Annotated in this window: 18 protein-coding genes; 15 read left to right on the plus strand and 3 right to left on the minus strand. The window is 37.1% G+C overall.

Going from position 1 to position 23,546, the window contains the following annotated elements:
• The first annotated feature begins 514 nt into the window (after positions 1-514).
• The 3 genes from HMPREF3106_RS03470 (at position 515) to HMPREF3106_RS03480 (ending at position 4,195) form a co-directional block, all read left to right on the plus strand.
• Positions 515-1,198 (plus strand): adaptor protein MecA, encoded by a 684-nt coding sequence (locus tag HMPREF3106_RS03470; RefSeq protein WP_070444435.1) that lies wholly within the window; start codon positions 515-517, stop codon positions 1,196-1,198.
• A 55-nt stretch (positions 1,199-1,253) separates the two neighbouring features.
• Positions 1,254-2,003 carry an NADPH-dependent oxidoreductase gene (locus tag HMPREF3106_RS03475; RefSeq protein WP_070444437.1) on the plus strand — a complete coding sequence of 250 codons (750 nt, stop codon included), beginning with the start codon at positions 1,254-1,256 and terminating at the stop codon, positions 2,001-2,003.
• A 350-nt stretch (positions 2,004-2,353) separates the two neighbouring features.
• On the plus strand, positions 2,354-4,195 hold the full coding sequence (locus HMPREF3106_RS03480; protein WP_070444439.1) for a retron Ec67 family RNA-directed DNA polymerase/endonuclease: 1,842 nt from the start codon (positions 2,354-2,356) through the stop codon (positions 4,193-4,195).
• Positions 4,196-4,276: 81 nt separating this feature from the next.
• Here HMPREF3106_RS03480 and thrC read toward each other — a convergent pair whose 3' ends face one another.
• A complete protein-coding gene (thrC, locus tag HMPREF3106_RS03485) occupies positions 4,277-5,767 on the minus strand; it encodes a threonine synthase (RefSeq protein WP_070444441.1) in 1,491 nt (496 codons plus the stop codon).
• Positions 5,768-6,068: 301 nt separating this feature from the next.
• Between thrC and HMPREF3106_RS03490 the strand changes: the two genes are divergently transcribed.
• The 6 genes from HMPREF3106_RS03490 to HMPREF3106_RS03515 all read left to right on the plus strand — a co-directional run bounded on the left by HMPREF3106_RS03490 (position 6,069) and on the right by HMPREF3106_RS03515 (position 13,322).
• Positions 6,069-7,805 (plus strand): ABC transporter ATP-binding protein, encoded by a 1,737-nt coding sequence (locus HMPREF3106_RS03490; RefSeq protein WP_070444444.1) that lies wholly within the window; start codon positions 6,069-6,071, stop codon positions 7,803-7,805.
• Entirely contained in the window at positions 7,798-9,603 is a 1,806-nt protein-coding gene (locus tag HMPREF3106_RS03495) for an ABC transporter ATP-binding protein (protein ID WP_070444446.1), read from the plus strand. The genes HMPREF3106_RS03490 and HMPREF3106_RS03495 overlap by 8 nt, the downstream gene beginning before the upstream one ends.
• Positions 9,604-9,786: 183 nt before the next feature.
• Positions 9,787-10,470 (plus strand): LPXTG cell wall anchor domain-containing protein, encoded by a 684-nt coding sequence (locus HMPREF3106_RS03500; RefSeq protein ID WP_246827515.1) that lies wholly within the window; start codon positions 9,787-9,789, stop codon positions 10,468-10,470.
• Between the two features lie 184 nt (positions 10,471-10,654).
• The gene (gene map / locus HMPREF3106_RS03505; protein WP_070444451.1) at positions 10,655-11,428 is read left to right on the plus strand and encodes a type I methionyl aminopeptidase; all 774 of its coding nucleotides are present in this window, start codon (positions 10,655-10,657) and stop codon (positions 11,426-11,428) included.
• Between the two features lie 15 nt (positions 11,429-11,443).
• A complete protein-coding gene (gene galE, locus HMPREF3106_RS03510; RefSeq protein WP_070444453.1) occupies positions 11,444-12,451 on the plus strand; it encodes a UDP-glucose 4-epimerase GalE in 1,008 nt (335 codons plus the stop codon).
• Between the two features lie 577 nt (positions 12,452-13,028).
• Complete coding sequence (locus HMPREF3106_RS03515) at positions 13,029-13,322, plus strand: hypothetical protein (RefSeq protein WP_005607103.1); 294 nt, start codon at positions 13,029-13,031, stop codon at positions 13,320-13,322.
• An 86-nt stretch (positions 13,323-13,408) separates the two neighbouring features.
• Here HMPREF3106_RS03515 and HMPREF3106_RS03520 read toward each other — a convergent pair whose 3' ends face one another.
• Together HMPREF3106_RS03520 and HMPREF3106_RS03525 are read right to left on the minus strand one after the other, a co-directional pair.
• The gene (locus HMPREF3106_RS03520; RefSeq protein WP_049555403.1) at positions 13,409-13,954 is read right to left on the minus strand and encodes an ECF transporter S component; all 546 of its coding nucleotides are present in this window, start codon (positions 13,952-13,954) and stop codon (positions 13,409-13,411) included.
• On the minus strand, positions 13,951-14,799 hold the full coding sequence (locus HMPREF3106_RS03525) for a pyridoxamine kinase (protein WP_070444454.1): 849 nt from the start codon (positions 14,797-14,799) through the stop codon (positions 13,951-13,953). The genes HMPREF3106_RS03520 and HMPREF3106_RS03525 overlap by 4 nt, the downstream gene beginning before the upstream one ends.
• Before the next feature lie 100 nt (positions 14,800-14,899).
• Here HMPREF3106_RS03525 and HMPREF3106_RS03530 point away from each other — a divergent pair, with 100 nt between their 5' ends.
• The 6 genes from HMPREF3106_RS03530 to HMPREF3106_RS03555 all read left to right on the plus strand — a co-directional run bounded on the left by HMPREF3106_RS03530 (position 14,900) and on the right by HMPREF3106_RS03555 (position 23,441).
• On the plus strand, positions 14,900-16,123 hold the full coding sequence (locus tag HMPREF3106_RS03530) for an aminotransferase-like domain-containing protein (RefSeq protein WP_070444455.1): 1,224 nt from the start codon (positions 14,900-14,902) through the stop codon (positions 16,121-16,123).
• 241 nt (positions 16,124-16,364) lie between these two features.
• Positions 16,365-19,022: a cation-translocating P-type ATPase gene (locus HMPREF3106_RS03535; RefSeq protein ID WP_148129398.1), complete on the plus strand. Its 2,658-nt coding sequence runs from the start codon at positions 16,365-16,367 to the stop codon at positions 19,020-19,022.
• 125 nt (positions 19,023-19,147) lie between these two features.
• Complete coding sequence (locus HMPREF3106_RS03540) at positions 19,148-19,963, plus strand: regulatory protein RecX (protein WP_070439075.1); 816 nt, start codon at positions 19,148-19,150, stop codon at positions 19,961-19,963.
• Positions 19,954-21,126 (plus strand): A/G-specific adenine glycosylase, encoded by a 1,173-nt coding sequence (gene mutY / locus HMPREF3106_RS03545; protein ID WP_070439072.1) that lies wholly within the window; start codon positions 19,954-19,956, stop codon positions 21,124-21,126. The genes HMPREF3106_RS03540 and mutY overlap by 10 nt, the downstream gene beginning before the upstream one ends.
• Positions 21,127-21,244: 118 nt before the next feature.
• Positions 21,245-21,796, plus strand: a complete 552-nt coding sequence (locus HMPREF3106_RS03550) for a nucleoside tri-diphosphate phosphatase (protein WP_371327436.1) — start codon at positions 21,245-21,247, stop codon at positions 21,794-21,796.
• Between the two features lie 133 nt (positions 21,797-21,929).
• Positions 21,930-23,441, plus strand: a complete 1,512-nt coding sequence (locus tag HMPREF3106_RS03555) for a phosphohexomutase domain-containing protein (RefSeq protein ID WP_070439069.1) — start codon at positions 21,930-21,932, stop codon at positions 23,439-23,441.
• The last annotated feature ends 105 nt before the right edge of the window (positions 23,442-23,546 follow it).

A 23,546-nucleotide genomic window follows, 5' to 3' on the forward strand; every position in this document is an offset into this window, starting at 1 on the left:
TTCGTTTTCTTTCCCCCACAAAGTTGAATAGGAATGAGCTAGCTGGAAACAGCGACGCTCATTCCATTCAACCACTGTGCTTACGCGGAGTACAGGACTTGTCCCGTAGTTAAAACAGTTTATAAAGTTAGACGCAGTAGCTGATTGAATCAAGCTTCATCACTTGTGATTCGCTTAATTCTAATCAGCCTTGCGGGGGTAAGACTACAAAGCAAACAGGACTCACACTGTGAGTCCTGTTTTGTCTTTGGTCTTACTCCCGTTTGAAGATTCGAAGGTGCAAGACTACAGGCTTGCGCCGGTGCCCCGTAACTGCGATTATAATTCAAATCCACAAGGATTCGCAGTAATCTTTTTTAGTATATTTGAACGCAAGTTCAATTTGCCCCATCTCAAGCTGTTTTTCAACAAGCACAAAGCACAAACCAATTTGTATTAGTCTTCCAATCGTATTTCTTTTATTTTTGTCAGGTTTGGTCTAGAATGAATAGATAAGGAAAAAGGGGTGAATATTATGGAAATGGAACGCATTAACGACGATACATTCTTATTACGTATCGAGAACCAAGATCTCATCGACCGTGGTACATCAATACCTGAATTACTTGGAAATCCAGGCGAAATCGAAGGCTTTTTCCATAGTATTTTAGAGGAGATGGGCGTCTTGAATCAATTCGAAGATTCAGACGGATTGAGTTTTCAAATCATGCCAAATCCAGACGGCCTAGAACTCTATGTGACACGTATTGTGGACATGGGAGATGAATCAACAGACGAGCGTATGGTGCGCAATATCGTTGATACGATTCAACATTCTCTAACAGACCGTATTGGGAAGAAGCGTAGAGAGGATAAAGAAGAAGGTAAACTTTCTCCAAAACCAGTGATAAATACGGAAGAACAATCTTCAACATTGAAACCAATTGATGTGACAGTAGTTTTTGAAGACTTCGAAGATTTCGTCTCAATGGCAAAAGAAACAGCAGGGGAGTTCGACCAATCTGTTCTTTACCGTTACAGCGGACATTACTTCTTACACGTTTTCCATCAAGTGGAAAAACCAGAAGAAGTGGCTGCGAAAATGGCACTTGTTCGTGAGTATGCTGAGTTTTCAAGAATTTCATGGGAAGTCTTAAAAGAATACGGCGAAGTCATTATGCCGGAAGCAGCCCTCGAAACAGGCAAACAATATTTCTAAAAACCAAAAAGAGTTGAGCAGTCGACTCTTTTTTTGATACAAAGGAGTAATTAAGATGAATGAAACAATCCAAACACAACTGAACCACCGTACGATTCGTGCGTTTAAAGACCAAACATTGACAAAAGAAGAAGTGGATTTACTAGTAGAAGTGGCGCAAAGAACAGCTTCAAGTATGTACTTACAAGCTTATTCGATTATTAGTGTGACAGATCCAGAGTTGAAGAAGGAATTAGCTGCCGTGAGTGGACAATCTTATGTGGCGACTAGCGGACATTTATTCGTATTTGTGGTGGACCAACGTCGTAATACGGAAATTGCGAAAGCCTTAGGACAAGAAGTGGGGGTTCAAGGTAGCGCAGACCGTTTCGTATCGGGGTTAACAGATGCTGTGATTGCAGCTCAGAATGTTGTTGTGGCGGCAGAATCTTTAGGAATGGGGACTGTGTATCTAGGAAGTTTCTTTAACGACACAGCAAAAATCGTCGAGTTACTAAATTTACCAAAATATACTTACCCAGCAATCGGTTTAGCTGTGGGATGGCCGGACCAGGAACCACAATTAAAACCACGCCTTCCAAAAGAAGTGGTTCATATGGAAAATGGCTATCGTGAACTTGAAAATCCACTAGAAGAGTTAAAAGAGTATGATGCGACTGTTACAGAGTACTATGACCTTCGCGATGCTAACAAACGTGTAGATGCCTTTACAAAACAAGTGTCTACAAAATACCATACGCTTGGTGCGAAACGCGCTGAAATGCTCGATGTACTAAAAGCACAAGGCTTCCTAACAGAAGAATAAAAAAGAAGACAAGAAATAGTCGATTCGATTCGATTATTTCTTGTTTTTTATTATGAATTTCCATGAGTATTATAAAAAGGTAGATTGAAAAGTTAGAAATCCGCAATTTTATAGCAAATTTTAATTACTTTAAATTTGAAATAGTATTGATATTATCATAATTTTTATAATATAATTTAAATGCGTATGAAAAGATTTTATGGCTTAGCGTTTCGTAAGCCTTCAAAACATTAGTGGGAGATGCTAGCGCAAGTACTACTTCATCCACCTTATGAACAGCTAATTTGCTGTCACTGTTGCTTTGCATAATGAGTTTTCATACGCTTTTTTATTTTATTAAGGAGATTACCATGAAATATTATCAGATATCTTCAATAGATATGCTAGCATTTGCGTTAAGGATTCCTGTTAAACAAATCACAGGATTACTCTATGGTGTTAAAATTGAAAATTGTTATAGCACCAAAGAAATTCCCAAAAAAGATGGAAGTAAAAGGATACTTAATGCTCCAAATAAGAGTTTAAAATACGTTCAAAGACAGATATGTAAGTTGTTAATTAATAGGTTAGATGAATTGACAGAAAAAAATGGGGTGAAAAATAATATTTCTCATGGCTTTTTTAAAGGGAAAAGTATAAAAACAAATGCACTACCCCATAGAAATAAAAAATATGTTTTAAATGTAGATTTAGAAGATTTTTTTGATTCTATTCATTTCGGGAGAGTACAAGGTTTCTTTAAGAATAACAAATATTTCAAATTGCCTGAAATTGCTACGGTTTTAGCGCAACTAACTTGTTTTAATGGAAAGTTACCTCAAGGAGCGCCGACATCACCATTAGTTTCCAATTTAATTTGTCAAATTTTAGATTTTAAAATTTTAAAGTTATGTAAAAAATATAAGCTTACTTACACAAGATATGTTGATGACTTGACGTTCTCGACAAACGATCCGTACTTTTTTTATTTATATAATTATTTTTTAGATGAATTAAATAATTTGATTAATAAAGCAGGATTTAAAATTAATTTACAAAAAACTCATTTTCAACCTTTTAATAATAGGCAGGTGGTAACAGGCCTTTCTGTAAATAAAATTTTAAATGTAAAGAAAGAGTTCTATAAAATAACAAGAAGTATGGCCAATAGTTTATACAAAACAGGTACTTTTGAAATTGATGGAAAGAAAGAGACAGTAGAGAAGATTGATAAATTACATGGAAGATTCACTTTTATAAATGATTTGGTCAAATCTAATAATAGATTGCATGAAATAAACTCTTTAAGGTTGAATGGAATAGAATATAAAAAATTCTTATTAACAACATATGAAAAAGAGTTTGAATATAAGTCAGCTAATCAAAAATCTGAACTTAAATGGAAAAATAATCTTGGTCATTTAAATTTAAGAGAGAAAGATTTTCAGAAGTTTTTATTCTATAAATATTTTATTGCAAATACTTCAGTAACTATTCTTACTGAAGGGAAAACAGATAGTAGGTATTTAAAAGCAGCACTAAAAAAAACATACAGTCAGTACCCAGAATTAATTAATTTTGAAGATTCTAAATTTAAGGTTAATATTAATTTTATAAATCGCACGGCTACTCAAAGATATTTTTTTGGAATATTAGAAGGTGGTGGTGGGGATTTAACACAACTATTAAAGTATTTCACAGATGGGAAAAATGATATAGAGAGAAATTATCTATCTTACTTCAAAAGAATTATACCAGAAGCTCCCAAAAAACCTGTGATATTTTTAGTGGATAATGAATCAGACAATAAAAGTCCTTTGGAAAATGTGGCCAGTTTTTTGGCTTCCAGACAGGGTGTGAAGAAACAAGATATAGTGAAAAAACTGCAGAATGATTTTTACTATCACGTAGATTTCAATGTGTTTATTGTAACTCTGCCCACCAACATTTTTAACAACAAAACGAATATTGAGATTGAAGATTTATTAAACTTAGATGAAATAAACAATCAAATTATACGGGAAAGATATTCAGGAAAGAGTTTTTCTCCTAAAAAATCACATAATGATATTAATCATATTGGAAAAGAAATTTTTTCGAATTTTATAAATAGAAATTATAGTAATCCTTTAATTGATTTTTCTGGTTTTAGGCAGTTACTTGATCTAATAGATAGTCTTTCTCAAGATTATCATTCATACACAAATAATTAATTTTTTGTAGTTTTTATTAATCTTTCATAGATAAAGAAGACAAGAAATAGTCGATTCGACTTTTTCTTGTCTTTATTTGTTTTATTGAATGTTTAATGAATCTAGGACAGATTGTTTCATGCCTTCGATTGAAAGAACTTTTGTATGACGGATTGGGGCATCCAATACACTTGTTACAGCTGTTGGAATGGCAATGCCGCTTTCTTGTTGAATCGCGTTCATCAGTTCTGCGTCGGATTGATTCGTATCCACGTCTAGTGCTGAAAGTACGCTTTGTGGGAATTTGTATGGACTAGCAGTCGATACCACCACTGTAGGAGTGGCATCTCCTGTTTCTTTCTTATATTTCGTATACACAGCATCTGCGACCGCAGTGTGTGGATCTAATAAGTAATGCTCACTCTTAAATACATCATGAATTGTTTGAGCGGTTTCTTCTTGGCTTGCACGATTTCCGTAAAATTGTTTGAAGAGAGCCGTATCTGTATTTGGAACAGAGTAGCTTCCGTTTTCTTTTAGGGAAGTCATTAGTGCATTTGTTTTGTCTGAGTTTCGTCCTGTTAATTCGAAGACGAAACGCTCAAGGTTACTTGAAACAAGGATATCCATACTTGGAGAACTTGTTAATTTAAATTCGCGAAGTCGGTTGTATGTTCCTGTTTGGAAGAAATCAACAAGCACATCATTTTCGTTTGAAGCACAGATGAGTTTGTTGATTGGAACACCAATTCCTTTTGCATAGAAGGCTGCTAGGATATTACCGAAGTTACCAGTTGGAACCACAACGTTCATTGGGTCGCCAATTGCAAGAGTACCGTCTTTCACTAATTGTGCATACGCGAATACGTAGTACACGATTTGTGGGCAAAGACGTCCAATGTTGATGGAGTTTGCAGAAGAGAATTGGAATCCTTTTTCTGCAAGTGTTGCGTTTAATTCTTTATCCGCAAATAACTCTTTGACTTTTGTTTGCGCGTCATCGAAGTTTCCTTCTACACCATATACGAATGTGTTATCGCCTGCTTGTGTCACCATTTGGCGTTCTTGAATCGTACTGACACCACCTTTTGGATAGAAGACGATAATGTTTGTATGAGGAACGTCTGCAAATCCTGCAAGGGCTGCTTTCCCAGTGTCTCCTGAAGTTGCTGTTAGAATCACGATTTCTTTGTCAGATTGATTTTTCTTCGCAGCAGTTGTGAGAAGGTACGGCAAGATGGATAGCGCCATATCCTTGAAAGCAATGGTTCTTCCATGGAAGAGTTCCATGAAATGACGGTCGCCCACCCTTTTCACAGGTACGATTTCTTTAGTATCAAACGTTGTATCATATGCTGAATGCACGCAATGTGTAATTTCTTCTTTGGTAAAATCTGTTAAAAATGCAGATAAAATTTCAATGGCAATTTCTTGATAGCTTTGATTTTTTAACACTTCCCAGTCCAAAGTCACTTCTGGGAGGGTAGTTGGTACGTATAATCCGCCGTCTTCAGCGATTCCTTTTAGAATGGCTTGAGAAGCGGTCACGCGATTGTTTGTGTCTCGTGTACTAATGTATTGGATTGTGGACACTTGAGTCCCTCGCTTTCTAAAATTTCGTTTGGCTCATTGTACCATAAATCGCGGTGCAAACACAAAACACTGAGCTATTATCTACGAAAAACATTCGATGGGAGATTCTATTTTTGTTTTTTAAAAAGAAAGAATTCCCTTAAAATAAAATGAAAATTCAGTTAAAAAATAAAGGATTTCATTTGAAAACCTAGTCAAAGCTTGATAAACTTATTCTAGTAATTCTTAGCAGAATGCTTGTCTTTGGCGTGTGCCCAGAGGCAGTTTTTTATTATCAAAAATCATAAAAAGGAGTGAAAAAATGCTAAAACAGATTCTTCCGTTTTTTAGTAAGTATAAAAAATATCCTTTCTTAGCGTTTTTTGCCATTTTAATCGAGGTGCTCTGTGAAGTAGCGCAACCGATTATTATGAAGCAAATTATCGACGAAGGGATTCCAAATAAAGACTTAGGCTTTATTATGCAACAAGGGTTCGTTATGATTCTTGTAGCGATTGTATCTCTTTCAGCTGGAGTTCTTGGTGCGAAATTTGCATCGATTGCTGGGACTGGAGTTGCCGCAGAGTTACGTTCTGCTGAAATGAAGAAAATTCAGGCTTTCTCATTTAAAAACATCGATCACTTCTCAAATGCTTCTTTGATTACGCGTATGACAAGTGACGTGAATAACATTCAAAATACAGCCATTATGACAATGCGTATTTTAGCGCGTGCGCCAATGATGTTTATCTTCGCCATCTTCTTTGCAGTAAGCATCAATTCACAATTATCACTTGTCTTCATGGTTGCTGTACCAATCTTAGTGTTATCGCTAGCCCTTATCATTTCTACAGCCTTTCCTCGCTTTAGAAAATTACAACAAGCAACAGACGGCATTAACCGCACACTACAAGAAAACTTTATCGGAATTCGCGTTGTAAAGTCTTTCGTACGTGAAATGTTCGAAAAGAAAAAATTTGGTGCGGAAAACTCAACCTATAGAGAACGTGCCCTCCATGCAATGTATGTCGTGATGTGGAACAACCCAATCATGCAATTAACGATTTATGCGGTAACAATTGCTGTGATGTGGTTTGGGGGTGGTCTTGTTATCAGTGGAACGATGACAACTGGAGATCTTATCAGTTTCATTTCTTATATCACACAAATCTTGATGTCCCTCATGATGATTTCATTCGTGTTCGTGATGTTGACAATGACAAAAGCTTCTATGGATCGTATCTTCGAAGTATTGGATACAAACATCGATGTGGAAGAACCAGAATACCCAATTACGGTTGATAAAGTTTATGGTGAAGTGGAGTTCGACCATGTTCATTTCTCATATGGAAAACAACAAGATGAAGAAGTGTTAAGCAATATCAACTTCAAGATTAAACCAGGTGAAGTATTTGGAATTATCGGGCCAACCGGTTCTGGAAAATCTTCTCTTGTACAGTTGATTCCTCGACTCTATGACACTACAGCAGGGACTGTTCGCGTGGGCGGACATGATGTTCGCGAGTATCGTTTTGCAGACCTTCGTCAAAATGTATCGATGGTATTACAAAAGAACACTTTATTCTCTGGAACGATTCGTGAGAACCTCTTGTGGGGAAATCCAGATGCTACAGAAGAAGAGATGATTCAAGCGGCTAAACATGCACAAGCTCATGATTTTATTATGGAAATGCCGGATGGCTATGATACTCGTGTAGAACAAGGTGGTTCAAACTTCTCTGGTGGACAAAAACAACGTCTTACAATTGCACGTGCAATGCTACGTAAACCAGCCGTGTTAATCTTAGACGATTCAACATCAGCGGTTGATACAGCGACTGACTCGAAAATCCGTGAAGCGTTCTTCAACCATTTACCAGATACAACGGTCATCATTATTGCCCAACGTATTTCATCTATTCAAGGAGCAGACAATATTCTTGTGTTAGATGATGGTAAAGTAAACGGACTAGGAACTCACGAAGAGTTAATGGAAACAAACGACTTGTATCGTGATATTTATGAAACCCAAATGAAAGGAGCCAAAGGAGATGAGTAAAATTAAAGGGCCAAAACGTCCAGAAAACATGAAGCAAACTTTGGCAGACTTATGGGGGTATTTATGGAAGAGTAAGATGACTCTTGCAGTTGTTGTAGTCTGCTTAATCATTTCAAGTGCTTCTGGAATTATCGGAACGTATGCGATTCGTCCATTAATCAATGATTTTATTGAAACAGGGGATTTAGCAGGATTGGCGAAAATGCTTGGTTTTATCGCGATTGTTTATGTGCTTGGAGCAACAGCCAGCTACTTCTCTGCGCGTTTAATGGTCACAGTTGGACAAAATACCATCGAGAAAATGCGTTCAGATTTATTCAATCATATTCAAGGATTGCCAATTCGTTTCTTTGATACGAATAAGCATGGGGACTTAATGTCTCGTTTTACAAACGACTTTGAAAATATTCAAAACGCTTTTAACAACAGTATGTTAATGATTATCAGTTCAACGCTTCAATTAGTATTGACGTTTGTGATGATGGTCATCCTTTCACCAATCTTAACAGTGCTTCTGATTGCGATGGTATTCTTGATGTTCCAAATTGTGAAACAACTAGGGGCGAAGTCAGGAAAACAATTCGCTGCGCAACAAGCGATTCTTGGACAAGTGAATGGATTCGTGGAAGAGCATATTGAAGGGCAAAAAGTCGTTAAAGTATTTAACCACGAGCATAAAGTGCTTGATGAATTCAATAAACTCAACATTGAACTTCAAGAAGCTGCCAATAACGCACAATTCTATTCAAGTATCATGTTCCCAATCTTAGGGAACATCAGTTATGTGAACTATGCGATTACTGCAGCAGTTGGGGGATACTTAGTGATTATTAACGCGATGGATATTGGAGGACTTGCCTCATTCCTACAATTCTCAAGAACTTTCGCACAACCACTTGGTCAAATGTCTCAACAAATGAACGTACTTCTTAGTGCGATGGCGGGGGCAGAACGTATCTTTGCCATCCTTCGTGAAAAACCTGAAGTCGACGAAGGAACTGTTACTTTGGACCAACGCGATCCAAATCAATGGTACTGGGTGGATGGCGACAAACGTATTCCGGTTGTCGGAAATATTCAACTACACAATGTTGACTTTGGATATGTGCCAGGTGTGCGTATCTTAAAAGATATCAATGTTTGGGCTGAACCAGGATTGAAGGTAGCCTTTGTAGGGGCGACTGGTGCTGGTAAAACGACTATTACGAACTTAATCAACCGTTTCTATGAGATTGATTCTGGGGTCATTACTTTTGATGAGATTCCAGTAACAAAGATTAAGAAAGATGACTTACGTAAGACAATTTCGATTGTGTTGCAAGATACGCATTTATTTACGGGTACTATTGCGGATAATATTCGCTATGGTAATTTAGATGCAACTGATGATGAAGTCATTAAAGCAGCGAAATTAGCCAATGCCCACAGCTTTATCAAACGTCTGCCTCAAGGATATCAAACAGAAATTACAGGGGACGGAGAAGGCTTGTCTCAAGGTCAACGACAATTGCTTGCAATTGCACGTGCTGCCGTTGCTAACCCTAAAGTATTGATTCTAGATGAAGCAACAAGCTCAATCGATAGCCATACTGAAGCGTTGATTTCACGTGGTATGGACCAATTGATGGAAGGGCGCACATCATTTGTAATTGCGCACCGTTTATCTACGATTCGTAATTCGGACGTGATTATGGTAATGGATCACGGTGAGATTATCGAACGCGGAGACCATGAAAGTTTAATGGGAAAACATGGTGTTTACTACAAACTCTATACAGGTCAAATTGAATTGGATTAATTTGATTCAGAAAATATTTTGTAAAAAGCCTTTAATCTTAGGATTAAAGGCTTTTTATAAGCGTTAATATCCGAAAAACAATTCAAACAAAATTCATACAAAAATAATAAATATTGAACTTTATGAAGAAAAGATGTATAATTATTGTGATGAATTTTAAGGAGCTGATTTGCGTTGAAAAAAATGAAATTTTTATTCATTGTTGCACTGTTGTTAGGCTGGTTTGGATATTTCACGAACAATGTTTTTGCAGAAGAAATTCAAAAAGTAAACTTCTCGAATCTTACAGAGATTCAAAAAGCAAATATCCAAAAAGGCGAGTATACGGAGTTAGGAAACCAGGATCGTATTTTGCTTGTTTATGCATATGATAAAGGGGCTTGTCAATTACCTGCAACATTACCAAATACAGGAACGAATTCTAATATCATTTTTATGACTTTAGGGGTGCTCGTGTTGACTAGTGCAGGATATTTTGTGTTTTCTAATAAAAAACATAAAAATATAGTATTAACAATCGGATTAGTATTATCTGGATCTTTGGCTACAAGCGCAACTATTTCTGCATCAGAATTTACGCAGGAAGAAAGTTGTTATAAATATATTGGTTATATTAGAGAGAACGTATTAGTCGAAGCAACAACAGAAACTGCATCCTCAGAATCAGATGAAGAAGTTACTGTTGAAACAACAACTGCAGAAACAACAACTGCAGAAACAACTACTACAGTACAAACTACTGAGGCTCCAACAACAGAAGCACCAACGACTGCTTCTCCTGTAGCTGAAGATCCTTCAACTGAGACAACAACAAGTATTACACCTAGACCATTCCCGCCAGGTAGAGGTTCTAGACCACCACAATAATTCATTTAAGACATCGCCGCAATGAGGCGGTGTTTTTTTGTTAGAGGTTTAAAATGAAAAAATTAGTAGAAAAGTTTGATTAGGGAATTTAGTAGTACATCTAGTTAAAACTTCTTTAAATAACTATTCTTTATTTTATTTTATATGCTATAATTGCCTTTGTTAGAAAGGATGAGTTTATTTCATGATTACATTAAAATCAAAACGCGAAATTGATGCAATGGAAGAATCAGGGGCGCTTTTAGCTTCAATTCATGTTCAACTTCGTGATTTTATTAAACCTGGTGTCACTACTTGGGATATCGATCAATTTGTCCAAAGAAAAATTGAAGAAGCAGGCGGTTCTGCTCCTCAAATTGGCTATGAAGGGTATAAATACGCAACGTGTCAAAGTATCAATGATGAGATTTGTCATGGGTTCCCACGTCGTAAACCATTAAAATCAGGCGATTTAGTAAAAGTAGACTTCTGTGTAGAGTTAAAAGGAGCTCTATCAGATTCATGCTGGAGCTATATCGTTGGTGAAAGCACTCCAGAAATTGACCACTTATATGAAGTGACAAAGAAAGCTTTATACTTAGGAATTCAACAAGCAAAAGTTGGAAATCGTATTGGAGATATTGGACACGCAATCCAAACTTATGTAGAGAGTGAAGGATTATCTGTTGTTCGTGATTTTATCGGACATGGAATTGGGCCAACGATTCACGAAAGCCCAGCAGTACCTCACTACGGTGAAGCAGGAAAAGGTCTTCGCTTAAAAGAAGGAATGGTTATTACGATTGAACCTATGGTGAATACTGGAACTTGGAAAGCGGAAATGGAAAGTAATGGGTGGACTGCTCATACATTAGATGGTGGTTTAAGCTGCCAATTCGAACATACATTAGCCATTACTAAAGATGGTCCACGTATTTTAACGTTACAAAAAGATCACGCAGAAGACGTATTGAACTAAAGGGAGGAAGAAAAAATGGCAATTTTAGTAACAGGTGGAGCAGGGTATATCGGTTCTCATACCGTCATTGAATTAGATAAAGCTGGTTTTGACGTTGTTATTGTCGACAACTTTTCAAATAGCTCACCAGAAGTATTGAACCGTTTAAAAACAATCACAGGAAAAGATTTCCCGCTATATGAAGGAGACATTCTTGATCGTGATTTCCTAGTAACAGTTTTTGAAAAAGAAAACATCGATTCAGTGATTCATTTTGCAGGGTTCAAGGCTGTGGGAGAGTCTGTTGAAAAACCTTTAGAATACTATCACAACAACATCACAGGAACATTAGTGTTATTAGACGTAATGCGTCAATTTAACGTGAAGGATATCGTGTTCAGCTCAAGTGCAACTGTATATGGTATGAACAACGTGGTTCCTTTTAAAGAAGAAATGCCAACAAGCGCAACAAACCCTTATGGTTATACAAAAGTGATGCTTGAACAAATCTTAAATGATGTTGCTTTCTCAGATAGCAACTGGTCTGTCACAAACTTACGTTACTTCAACCCAATCGGAGCGCATGAAAGTGGATTGATTGGAGAAGCTCCAAACGGAATTCCAAACAACTTAATGCCATACATCACTCAAGTGGCTGTTGGTAAACGCGAATTCTTAAGTGTATTTGGTGACGACTACGATACACATGATGGGACTGGAGTTCGTGATTACATCCACGTTGTTGATTTAGCTCGTGGGCACGTACTTGCAGTTAAAAATAATGCGGCTCAAAAAGGAGCAAAAGTCTTTAACTTAGGGACGGGTATTGGATACAGTGTATTAGATTTAGTAAAAGCATTTATCGCAGAAAATGAAGTGGATATTCCTTATAAAATTGCACCTCGTCGTGCAGGGGATATCGCAACTTGTTATGCGGATGCGTCTAAAGCAAAAGAAGTGCTAGGATGGGTAGCAGAAAAGAACTTGAACGATATGGTTCGCGACTCATGGAACTGGCAAAAGAAAAATCCAGAGGGCTATTAGAATCCCTTTGTATTATTAAGACTAGATTAATAGCAAGAACTCCTTTGGAGTTGTTATTATGGCAGGAATGGTAGGATACCAGCTTGAGCCTAAGGTCTCAAGCCTACCAAGCTTCAAAGGGAGAGTAGCGAATAATCGCAACTCTCCCTAATTCACATTGGTTATGATTTCCTACCATTGCCATAATAACTCCAAGGAGTTCTTTCTTTTGAATACAACCAAGGGGGATTCTAATAGTCCTCTGTGGAGGGAAAGAGAAGAGTGCTAAGAGTTTGTCAGAGTTGTTATTGTGGCAAGAATAGTAGGATAACGGTTTGAGCCTAAGGTCTCAAACCTACCAAGCTTCAAAGGGAGAGTAGCGAATAATCGCAACTCTCCCTAATTCACATTGGTTATAATTCCCTACTATTGCCACAATAACTCCGAGGAGTTTTATTTGATTTTCACTATTTTTCTAGTAACCTTCTGTCGCGGAAAGGGAAATGGTGCTTAGACTTTTTCTGGTAACCTTCTTCCATGGTGAAAAAGAGAAGTTTACTATGGTAAAATAGAGAAAAGTAATCAAGGGAGAATAGCGATGTCAGAAGGAGTAATTAATGCAATTGATCATTTATTGGAAATAATTAACCAATATCAAATAGAAGATGTGAATCCACAAATTAAAACTTTGATGAATTTAAAGGGATTTCTAGATGCAAATGGAATTCTTGATGAAAGAGAAAAGTTAGATGTGTACAAGTCGTTATTTCCGCCTCATGGAGGGTTGTCGGACATCTATTATTGGGATGATGACTTTGAGACAAGAAAAGAAGTCAATGATAGTATAGAGTCAGCGTTAAAAATTATTGCTAATTATTTATTAGACCGCTGACAGGAGAATCTATATATTTCTAATACTCCTCTGTGGTGATAAAAAAGAAACAGCTATTACGATTGAGTTCGTAATAGCTGTTTTGTTTATCTTTTTACACGTTTTAAGGCTTCTTTAAAAAGTGGATATATGATTGGAACTGCAATAATAGTAAGGGCGGCTGAACCGAAAGTCCCTGTAATCTTATTGATGGCTTGAATAAAGGCTGGAGCTAAGGCGAGACCTCCGACGATCACTCCACGTAAAAATGTATATTTAATAATATTCACAATTATTTTTGTGAGGGCTGCTAAAACACCAATTAAGATGATGTTTCTAATTTTGTCATCTTTCTTTAATGCTTTTTCGTAAACAAGATGGATGACTAAGCAGACAATTAATGATTCAAGAATGGTTTCCCAGACAACGGCAGCATAACCATTTAAGATATCAAAGACTCCAAGCCCGATGGTTGCAGCGAAGGCTCCTTGTTTTGTTCCAAATAATAAACATCCCACAACAACAAGTGCATTCCCAAAATGAACGAATTGTGTGGAAAATGGTATTTGAATTCTAAAGACACTTATACCTAAAAAAATTAGAGCTGCGAATAAGCTTGTTTGAACTAAATCTCTTAAATCTGTATTTTTCATAATGACACCTCAGTAGTAAATTTTGTGGTTAGCATTCCAAGTTTTTTCTCGATTGGAAGACCAAATGGAATTCGTTCAGGTTGTTGGCTGCTCAGTTGAAGCACTTCGTCGATGAATTTAAGTGTGAACGATAGGGCTTCTTCCACGGTCATGTCTTGAAGGATGCACGCAGTTGTTAGAGCGGCTAGTGTATCACCTGTACCGTAAAAATGATGCGGGTATTTTGCTGTATAAAAATCAAAAAATGAATCCGATTCTTTATAATATAGCTGAACGCCTGTAACTTTCTCATTATCAGGACATCCAGTAATAATGATGGATGCTGGCCCAAGTTCGGCTAGTTTCTTAGCTAACTCTCTTGTAAAGTCCATCGTGATTTTTCCTTTTGGATAGGGCGTATATGTCAAAAGACAGGCTTCTGTAATATTTGGATAAATCACATCAGCTTTTTGAATGAGTTTTCTCATGGCTTCAACATGTTCTTTTGTAAATCCGCTATACAGTTTTCCGTTATCCCCCATGATTGGATCGATAAAAATTTTCGTAGACTCTGGCAGTTTTTCAATGTTATCGACCATTAATTCAATTTGTTCTGTGTTTCGGAAGTATCCTGTCAAAACAGCATCTGGTTTTAATTCCAGATGCCCCCATTGGTAAAGGGACTGCCTCATAAATTCTGTTTGCTCCGCAATCGCGATATTATTGAATCCGCCGGTATGAGATGAAAGAAGTACTGTAGGCAGTAGAATCGTTTCAATCTGACAACAAGCGAAAATCGGGATAGCGGGTGCGAGTGCAACTTTGCCAATTCCTGGCAAGTCGTTTGCGATTAATATTTTTTTCATATCTATTCCTCGAGTTTCAATGTATCTGTATTGTAAAACGGGACAGGTGAGGATACAATAGAGATGAAAACAAACTGTACCGGTACAGTGGAGGTGTGTCATGTATCAATACCAGCAATTAGCTCAGTCATTAAAAGAGGAAATATTAATTGGGAATCTTCAAAAAGGGGATAAACTTCCCTCAATTCGAGAATTAGTTTCTCGATACGGTGTTAATAAGGATACGGTGCAACGAGCCTTGCGTAGTCTAAAAGATGAAAGTTTTATTTATGCGGTCGAAAAAAGTGGCTTTTATGTATTAAAGAATTCTGAGCCGAAACCGTTGAAGGAATTTGAAGAAGACTATTCTCAACTTCCGATTGAGGACTTGCGTATCTGCTTTAATCAATCGCTTGCTAGTGCGCATGATCTAAAACTAACTAAAAAAGAGCAAGCTTCTGGGATGGATGAATTGATTCAGGCGTTAATGCCTATTTTAGAAGAGTATGGGGTGTATGCTGCAAAGGAACAATTGGTCATCACGACTGGAACTCAACAAGCGCTATATATTTTATTGCAATTGATTCAAGGGAAAAAGGTGTTGCTCGAACAACCGACTTATGCACGAATGAATGAATTGGTGAAGCATTTGAACATTCCATACGAAACGATTGAACGGCAGATGGATGGTGAAATTGATTTAGACCGATTAGAAAAATTATTCGCGAGTGGAGAGTTTTCACTATTCTATACGATTTCTAGGTTTCATAATCCGCTAGGTGGAAGTTACAGCGAAGGCACCAAGAAAAAAATTGTAGAACTGGCGAGACGTTACTCTGTATATATTATTGAAGATGATTATATGGCAGACTTTGTAGAGGGGAATGCAACACCACTTCATTATTACGATATGGATGGACGAGTTATTTATGTAAAATCCTTTTCATCTATTTTGTTTTCAGCCTTGAAAATAGGGATTGTTGTCTTGCCCAAAGAATTGGTAGAAGCTTTTTCAATGAGAAAGCAATGGATGGATTACGATTCGAATGTGATGATGCAAAAAACATTTACGCTCTTCATTGAAAATGGAATGTTTGAGAAACATCGTAAAGCAATGGTAGAAGATTATAGTGCAAAAAGTAAGCGCGCTAAGAAGTGGCTTCTGACATCAGGTGTCAGTGAAGGAATCCTTCATGGGACGCAATGGGTGTTTAAGAAAACGCCGATGATGGATGAAAAGTTACAAGCGATGAATCTGAAAGCTAAAGTGCTTGATGATTACTTTATCTCGAAAAATGCACCGGCATTGGAACGGTTGGATTTGGCTAAAATCCGCGAAATTTAGGTAAAAAGAAAGGTTAACAATTTATCTAAAAAATTTGCAAATCTCACACTTATTTGGTATAGTAACTACAACAATAATCGATCTCTATAAGGGAGTAACTGGCAACCAATCGTTGCGATAATATCAACAGCAAGCGAATTCTCGCTGGTATTATCTTGAACAGTGAGACTTATGTTTATTATCAAAAGGATGATGGGCATAAGTCTCTCTTTTTATAGAAAAAGAAAAGGAGTGTATTTTGTTGGAACAACAAACAAAACCCGTATATTTACAGTCAGTGGAGGAAGTTTTTAACGAAGTTCAATCTAGCCCTGCTGGATTAAGTTCACAAGAAGTTGCTTCTAGACTTGAAAAATACGGCGCAAACACATTACAGGAAGGTAAGAAAAAATCACTTTTAGAAAAATTTGTGGATCAATTTAAAGATTTCATGATTTTAGTGCTTTTAGTCGCTGCTGTTGTTTCGATGTTTGCTCATAGTGGTGAACCAGATCCGACAGATGCCATTATCATTTTAGCAGTTGTCTTACTGAATGCTATTCTAGGGGTATTCCAAGAATCAAAAGCTGAAGAAGCTATCGAAGCGTTGAAGAAAATGGCTTCACCTGTAGCAAGTGTTTTACGTGATGGACATGTGGAACACGTTAAAGGGGAAGATATCGTAGTCGGAGACGTCGTTATCCTTGAAGCTGGGGATGTCGTGCCAGCAGATATGCGTTTATTCGAAGTAAACACTGTGAAAATCGAAGAGTCTGCTTTAACAGGGGAATCTGTTCCTGTTGATAAAGACTTAGTGATTCCTACAGGGGATGAAGTAGGGATTGGAGACCGTACCAATATGGCGTTCTCAAGTACAAACGTAACTTATGGTCGTGCTGTTGGTGTGGTTACAAGTACTGGTATGAATACAGAAGTTGGTAAAATCGCTAATATGTTAGCAAACACTGAAGAAGGTAAAACACCGCTTCAAGAAAATCAAGATGCTCTTGGTAAATGGCTAACAATCATGATTTTAGTGATTGCTGTTATTATCTTCGTAGTAGGGATGCTTAGAGGAAATGAATGGACTCATATGTTATTAACAGCGATTGCGATTGCCGTTGCTGCAATTCCAGAAGGGTTACCAGCGATTTCTACAATTATCCTTGCATTAGGAACTCAAAAAATGGCGCAACGTAACGCGCTTGTTCGTAAATTGCCAGCGGTTGAAACATTAGGTGGAGTTGAAATTATCTGCTCCGATAAAACAGGAACGTTGACACTCAACCAAATGACGGTTGAAAAAATGGTTTATGACAACGAAATTCATGATGCGTCAGAAGAAATTTCTAAGGACAACATGGCGCTTCGTGTCATGAACTTAGCCAACGATACTAAGATTTCTCAAGACAATTCATTATTAGGGGACCCAACTGAAACAGCGATGGTTCAATACGGTCTTGATAAAAAGTATGATGTACGTGAAGAGTTAGTAAACATTCCACGTGTTGCGGAAGTTCCATTCGATTCAACTCGTAAATTAATGACAACGATCCATCAATTAGAAGACGGCAAATACTTGGTTGCAACTAAAGGTGCTCCAGATATGTTATTAGACCGTGTGACTAAGATTGAAAAACATGGTGAAGTTTCTGCATTCACTGAAGATGACCGCACAACATTAATGAAATTAAACAAAGAAATGGCCACTCAAGCTCTTCGTGTGTTAGCGATGGCATATAAAGTGATTGATACTCTTCCTGAAACCATCGACACAGATTCAATCGAACATGATTTAATCTTTGCCGGTTTAGTAGGGATGATTGACCCAGAACGTAAAGAAGCAGCGGCTGCGATTAAAGTAGCGCAATCAGCTGGTATCCGTACAATCATGATTACTGGAGACCACCGTGATACAGCTCAAGCGATTGCAAAACGTTTAGGGATCCTTCGTCCAGATCAAGAAGACGGAGTATTAACAGGTGGCGAATTAAACGATATTTCTGATGAAGAATTAGAACGTACAGTTGAAACTTACTCTGTATATGCTCGTGTATCTCCAGAACATAAAGTTCGTATCGTAAAAGCTTGGCAAAAGAACGGCAAAGTTGTTTCGATGACAGGGGATGGAGTAAACGATGCTCCTTCACTGAAACAAGCCGATATCGGTGTTGGTATGGGGATTACAGGTACTGAGGTTTCTAAAGGAGCTTCAGACATGGTACTTGCCGATGATAACTTCGAAACAATTGTCGTAGCAGTTGAAGAAGGACGTAAAGTATTCTCAAATATCCAAAAAGCAGTTCAATACTTACTATCTGCCAACTTTGGTGAAGTAATGACAATGTTCGTTGCAACAATGGCTGGTTGGTCCATTCTAGAACCAATCCATATTTTATGGATCAACTTAGTAACTGACGTATTCCCAGCAATTGCTTTAGGTCTTGAAGAAGCAGAAGCAGATATCATGAACCATCCACCACGCGGTAAGAGCTCAAACTTCTTATCAAACGGTGTGTTGCCAAGTATCTTCTACCAAGGTTTCTTCGAAGGTGCCATTACTTTGTTTGTATTCTGGTATGCGACTGAAGTAGCGAAATGGGGCAACCCAGTTGGGGAAACCATGGCGTTTGCAACATTAGGTTTAATCCAATTGTTCCACGCGTTCAACGTGAAGTCTGTGTACAAATCACTTGGTCAAGTGGGTGCGTTCAAGAACAAAATGTTTAACTATGCAATCCTAGTATCGGCCGTAATGCTTCTAAGCGTAATGGTAATTCCTGGGTTAACAAACGTATTTGATGTAGCGACTCTAACAGCAGGTCAATGGTTGTTTGTAGTTGGCTCAGCATTCTCAATTGTTCCAATCGTTGAAATTGCTAAAGCAATTATGCGCGCAATGGGGATGGATAAAGATTAATTAATTGACTCAATAAGGCTCACTATTAGTGAGCCTTTTTCGTATATGAAAGTAGATTAGAGAGTTAAACTTTTATTCATCTGTGTATTTTGCTAAAATATTTTAAGTAGATTGGAGTGTGGGATATGGTCATTACAAAAATTGAGGCGCAGAAGAAAAAAGGGCGTTACAATATTTATTTGAATGATGCTTTTGCCTTTGGTGTAGATGAGGCAACAGTTGTAAAGTATGCCTTATTTAAAGGAACCGAACTGACAAAAGTTCAAATTAAAGAAATTCAGCAGGATGATTGTATTCAGCAAGCCTATCAAAAAGCATTGCACTTTTTAAACTTCAAGCTTCGTTCGACGAAGGAAGTCTATGAAAAATTAGAAAAATTGGAATTCGATGACGACATTATTAATGAGGTTCTTGGAAAGTTACATGAACAAAATTTTATCAATGATACGTTTTATGCTGAAAGCTATTTGAACCAGGCAAAGTTTGTCACATTCAAAGGGCCGAAGTCTATCGTTTTTGATTTACAGAAGAAGGGGATTAGTGACAAAGTCATTCAAACCGTTCTCGAAGGCTATTCTCTAAAAGAGCAGCTCGAAAATGCGATTCAAATTGCGCAGGCGTATTTGAAAGGACAAAAAAGAGTTACTACTAAAGTAGCAAAGCAAAAGGTAAAAGTATTCGTGATGCAAAAAGGATATTCGAAAGAAATTGCTGAAGAAGTAGTTCCGTTTCTATCGTTTGAAGCTCAAAACGAGATGGAAGCAGAATTGGCAATAAAAGAAATTGCAACAATTTACCGACGTATCGCCAAAAAATATGAAGATAATGAATCAGCGCTATGGTATCAAATCAAAGGGAAGTTGTATCAAAAAGGATTTACTTCCAGTGTGATTGAACAAGCTATCGTGCAATTTGAAATGGAGAAAGAAGAATGGATTTAGCCGGAATTGGCGTAAAAATGTGGGACGAGAAGAAAATCAAGCGTTTTAGAAAGGCGCTACTAAATTGGTATGATAAAGAAAAACGGGATTTACCTTGGAGAAGAACGCAAAATCCATATTTCATTTGGGTGAGCGAAATCATGCTTCAACAAACAAGAGTAGATACAGTAATTCCATATTACGAGCGTTTTCTAGAGACTTTTCCAACTATAAAAGATTTGGCTGAAGCTCCTGAAGAGACTTTATTAAAATGCTGGGAAGGACTTGGATATTATTCACGAGTACGTAATATGCAGAAGGCAGCCATTCAAGTGATGGAAGAGTTTGGTGGAGAATTTCCAAATACTTATGACGGAATTCTATCGTTAAAAGGGATAGGCCCTTATACAGCTGGAGCGATTGCAAGTATTGCATTCGGCTTGGCAGAACCAGCAGTTGATGGGAATTTGATGCGAGTCATTAGTAGACTATTTGAAGTGAATTTAGATATTGGAAACCCAAGCAATCGATGGGCTTTTCAAGAAATTGCTGAAATTCTCATTGATCCTGAAAGACCGGGAGATTTTAATCAGGCTCTGATGGATTTAGGTTCCGATATCGAATCTCCAGTGAATCCTCGTCCAGAAGAAAGTCCGGTGAAGGATTTCAGTGCTGCTTATTTAAATGGAACGATGCATATTTATCCAATTAAGAAACCTAAGAAAAAACCAACTCCGATGAAATGGAGAGCCTTTGTGGTTCAAGATGAGCAAGGCAGATTTTTAGTTGAAAAAAATACACAAGCGGATTTACTCAGTGGATTTTGGCATTTCCCGTTGATTCGTGATTTTAGCACAATTGGAGAATCGATTGACTTATTTGAGGGCGTGCTAGAAGAATCTTCAAATTATGAAATCAATCAGAATATACCATTAGAAGTGCAATTCGAAAGTCTGTATAGAATGAAATTAACACCGATTCGACTACTTCCTAAATCGGTCAAGCATATTTTCAGTCACCAAAGATGGGATATTGAAATGCAATATGCGAGCGCATTAGGTGAGGTGAAGAATAATTCATCTAGAACTCTAAAGTGGGTTACTAAAGAAGAGATGAAACTTCTGCCTCAATCAAGAGTTCAAGGGAAAATGTGCGAGATTTTAGTGGGACAAGAGCTTTTATAAATGAATGAGCTAAAATCGCATCGCTGTACTGTTTTTTGTTCACAGAATGGTAGAAATATGCTATACTACTAATGATTTGAAAAACACTAAGAGTTATCTCTTAAATAGATACAGAAAGTTGGATAAAGTGGTGCACAATCCCAGAGAAGGAGAATTCATCACTGTCAAGAGTTATAAACATGATGGTAGTCTTCATCGCACTTGGCGCGATAGCATGATTTTGAAGACAAGCGATCAAGCTATTATCGCTTGTAATGATCATACTCTTGTGACTGAGTCCGACGGAAGAAGATGGTTGACGAGGGAGCCAGCGTTACTTTATTATCATAAACATTATTGGTTTAATATTGTGACGATGATTCGTCAAAAGGGGATATCTTATTATTGTAATCTTGCGTCGCCTTATGTATTGGATGCTGAGGCGTTGAAATATATCGATTATGATTTAGATATTAAGATTTTCCCAGATGGCGAAAAACGATTGCTTGATGTCGATGAGTATGAATTACATCGCCGTCAAATGCACTATTCGAAAGAAATTGATCAAATCCTAAAGGCGAATGTAGAAATTCTTGTGGATTGGATTAATAATAAAAAAGGGCCGTTCTCGCCTGAATATGTCGATTTATGGTATGAAAGATATATTCAATTAACCTATCGTAAATCATAACTCATGATAGCTGAGTTAAAAGCAAGTAGCAAAGGCTGCTTGCTTTTTGTTATCTAGGATAATTTTTTGGAAACCTTCTATTAATGCATTAGCGCTTTTGGTAAAATAGAACTATAGTGAAGGAGGAGTTCCCATGTCAAAAATCAAAGAGTTACAACTGAGTTCAGATATTCGAGGTATTGCTATTGCGACAAAAGAGTTTGATGCAACATTGACAGTAAAAGAGAGTCGTTTAATTGCGAGTGCTTTCGTGAAATGGTTACAGAAGCGGTATCCGTCTAAAAATATTTCGGAATTAATTGTTGGAATCGGTCGTGATAGTCGTATTAGTGGACCGAATTTAACAAAAGAATTTATTAAAGTTTTATCTGCTTTTGGAGTTCACGTAATTGATTTTGAAATGGCAACGACTCCAAGTATGTTTATGGCGACTCAATTTGAAGAATTTAACTGCGATGCGACAGTGATGTTTACTGCGAGTCATTTACCATACTATTATAATGGACTGAAATTTTTCACGCGTGAGGGCGGATTAGAGTCCAGTGATATTCGTGATATTATTGCATTGGTGGATGAAAAGGAAGAACTACCACAAGGATCAGTTTCTACTATAGAAGTAAAAAGTATTTTTGAACGATACAGTCGTCATTTAGTGGAGTTGATTCGTAAGGGGAGTCAGAGCGAAAAAGAAAAACCGCTTGAAGGATTACATATTATAGTCGATGCTGGGAATGGAGCAGGAGGCTTCTTTGCAAAAAGTGTACTCGAAGAACTAGGTGCTAAAACGGAAGGCTCACAATTCTTAGATCCAGATGGAGCTTTCCCAAATCATATTCCGAACCCAGATAATAAAGAAGCCATGGAAAGTATTAAGAAACAAGTACTAGCGGTAAATGCTGATTATGGTGTGATTTTTGATACAGATGTGGATAGAGCTGCGGTTGTAACAGGAAGTGAGGAACTTCTCAATAGAAATAATTTAATTGCTGTTTTAAGTGTGATTGTGATAAGCGAGCATCCTGGAACAACAATAGTAACGAATTCTCCTACAACTGAACACTTGAAGAAATTCATTATGAAGTTAGGTGGGCATCAATATCGATATATATCGGGTTATCGTAATGTTATAAACAAAGCAATAGAATTAAATAATCAAGGAATTGATTGTCAGCTTGCGATTGAAACTAGTGGTCATGCTGCGTTCAAAGAGAATTACTTTTTAGATGATGGAGCGTATGTGGTCGCAAAAATATTAATGTTGCTTCCTAGATTGGTTGCTAAAGGGGAAACCTTAGATTCATTAATTAAAAAGCTAGTCCAACCTAAAGAAGTTGTAGAAGTTCGTTTTAAGATTGAAACTGAAGATTTCAAAGCTAAAGGGTTAGAAGTTATCAAAGAATTCCCTGATTTGATTCCGAAAGACTGGGTAGTAAATCCCGAAAATGAAGAAGGAGTTCGAATTGACTTTAAAGGGGAATATGGAGATGGATGGCTTCTTTTACGGATGAGTCTACATGAGCCACTTTTAGTATTACAAATAGAAAATGATATGGTGGGGTATCAAACTAAGATTCTTAAAACGATAAATAAAATTTTGAATCGCTATCCAGAACTCAATCGGAATAGACTAGAAGCATTGTTATAATAATGATTAAAAAGATACAGTTTGCATTTTTTGTGAACTGTATTATTTTTTTATAAAAAGTATATCTTTTCAGTTGCAAACCAAATCTGAATATGATAAATTAAT

Origin of the sequence: Granulicatella sp. HMSC31F03, assembly GCF_001807725.1 — a bacterium.
Classification (GTDB): Bacteria; Bacillota; Bacilli; order Lactobacillales; family Aerococcaceae; genus Granulicatella; species Granulicatella adiacens.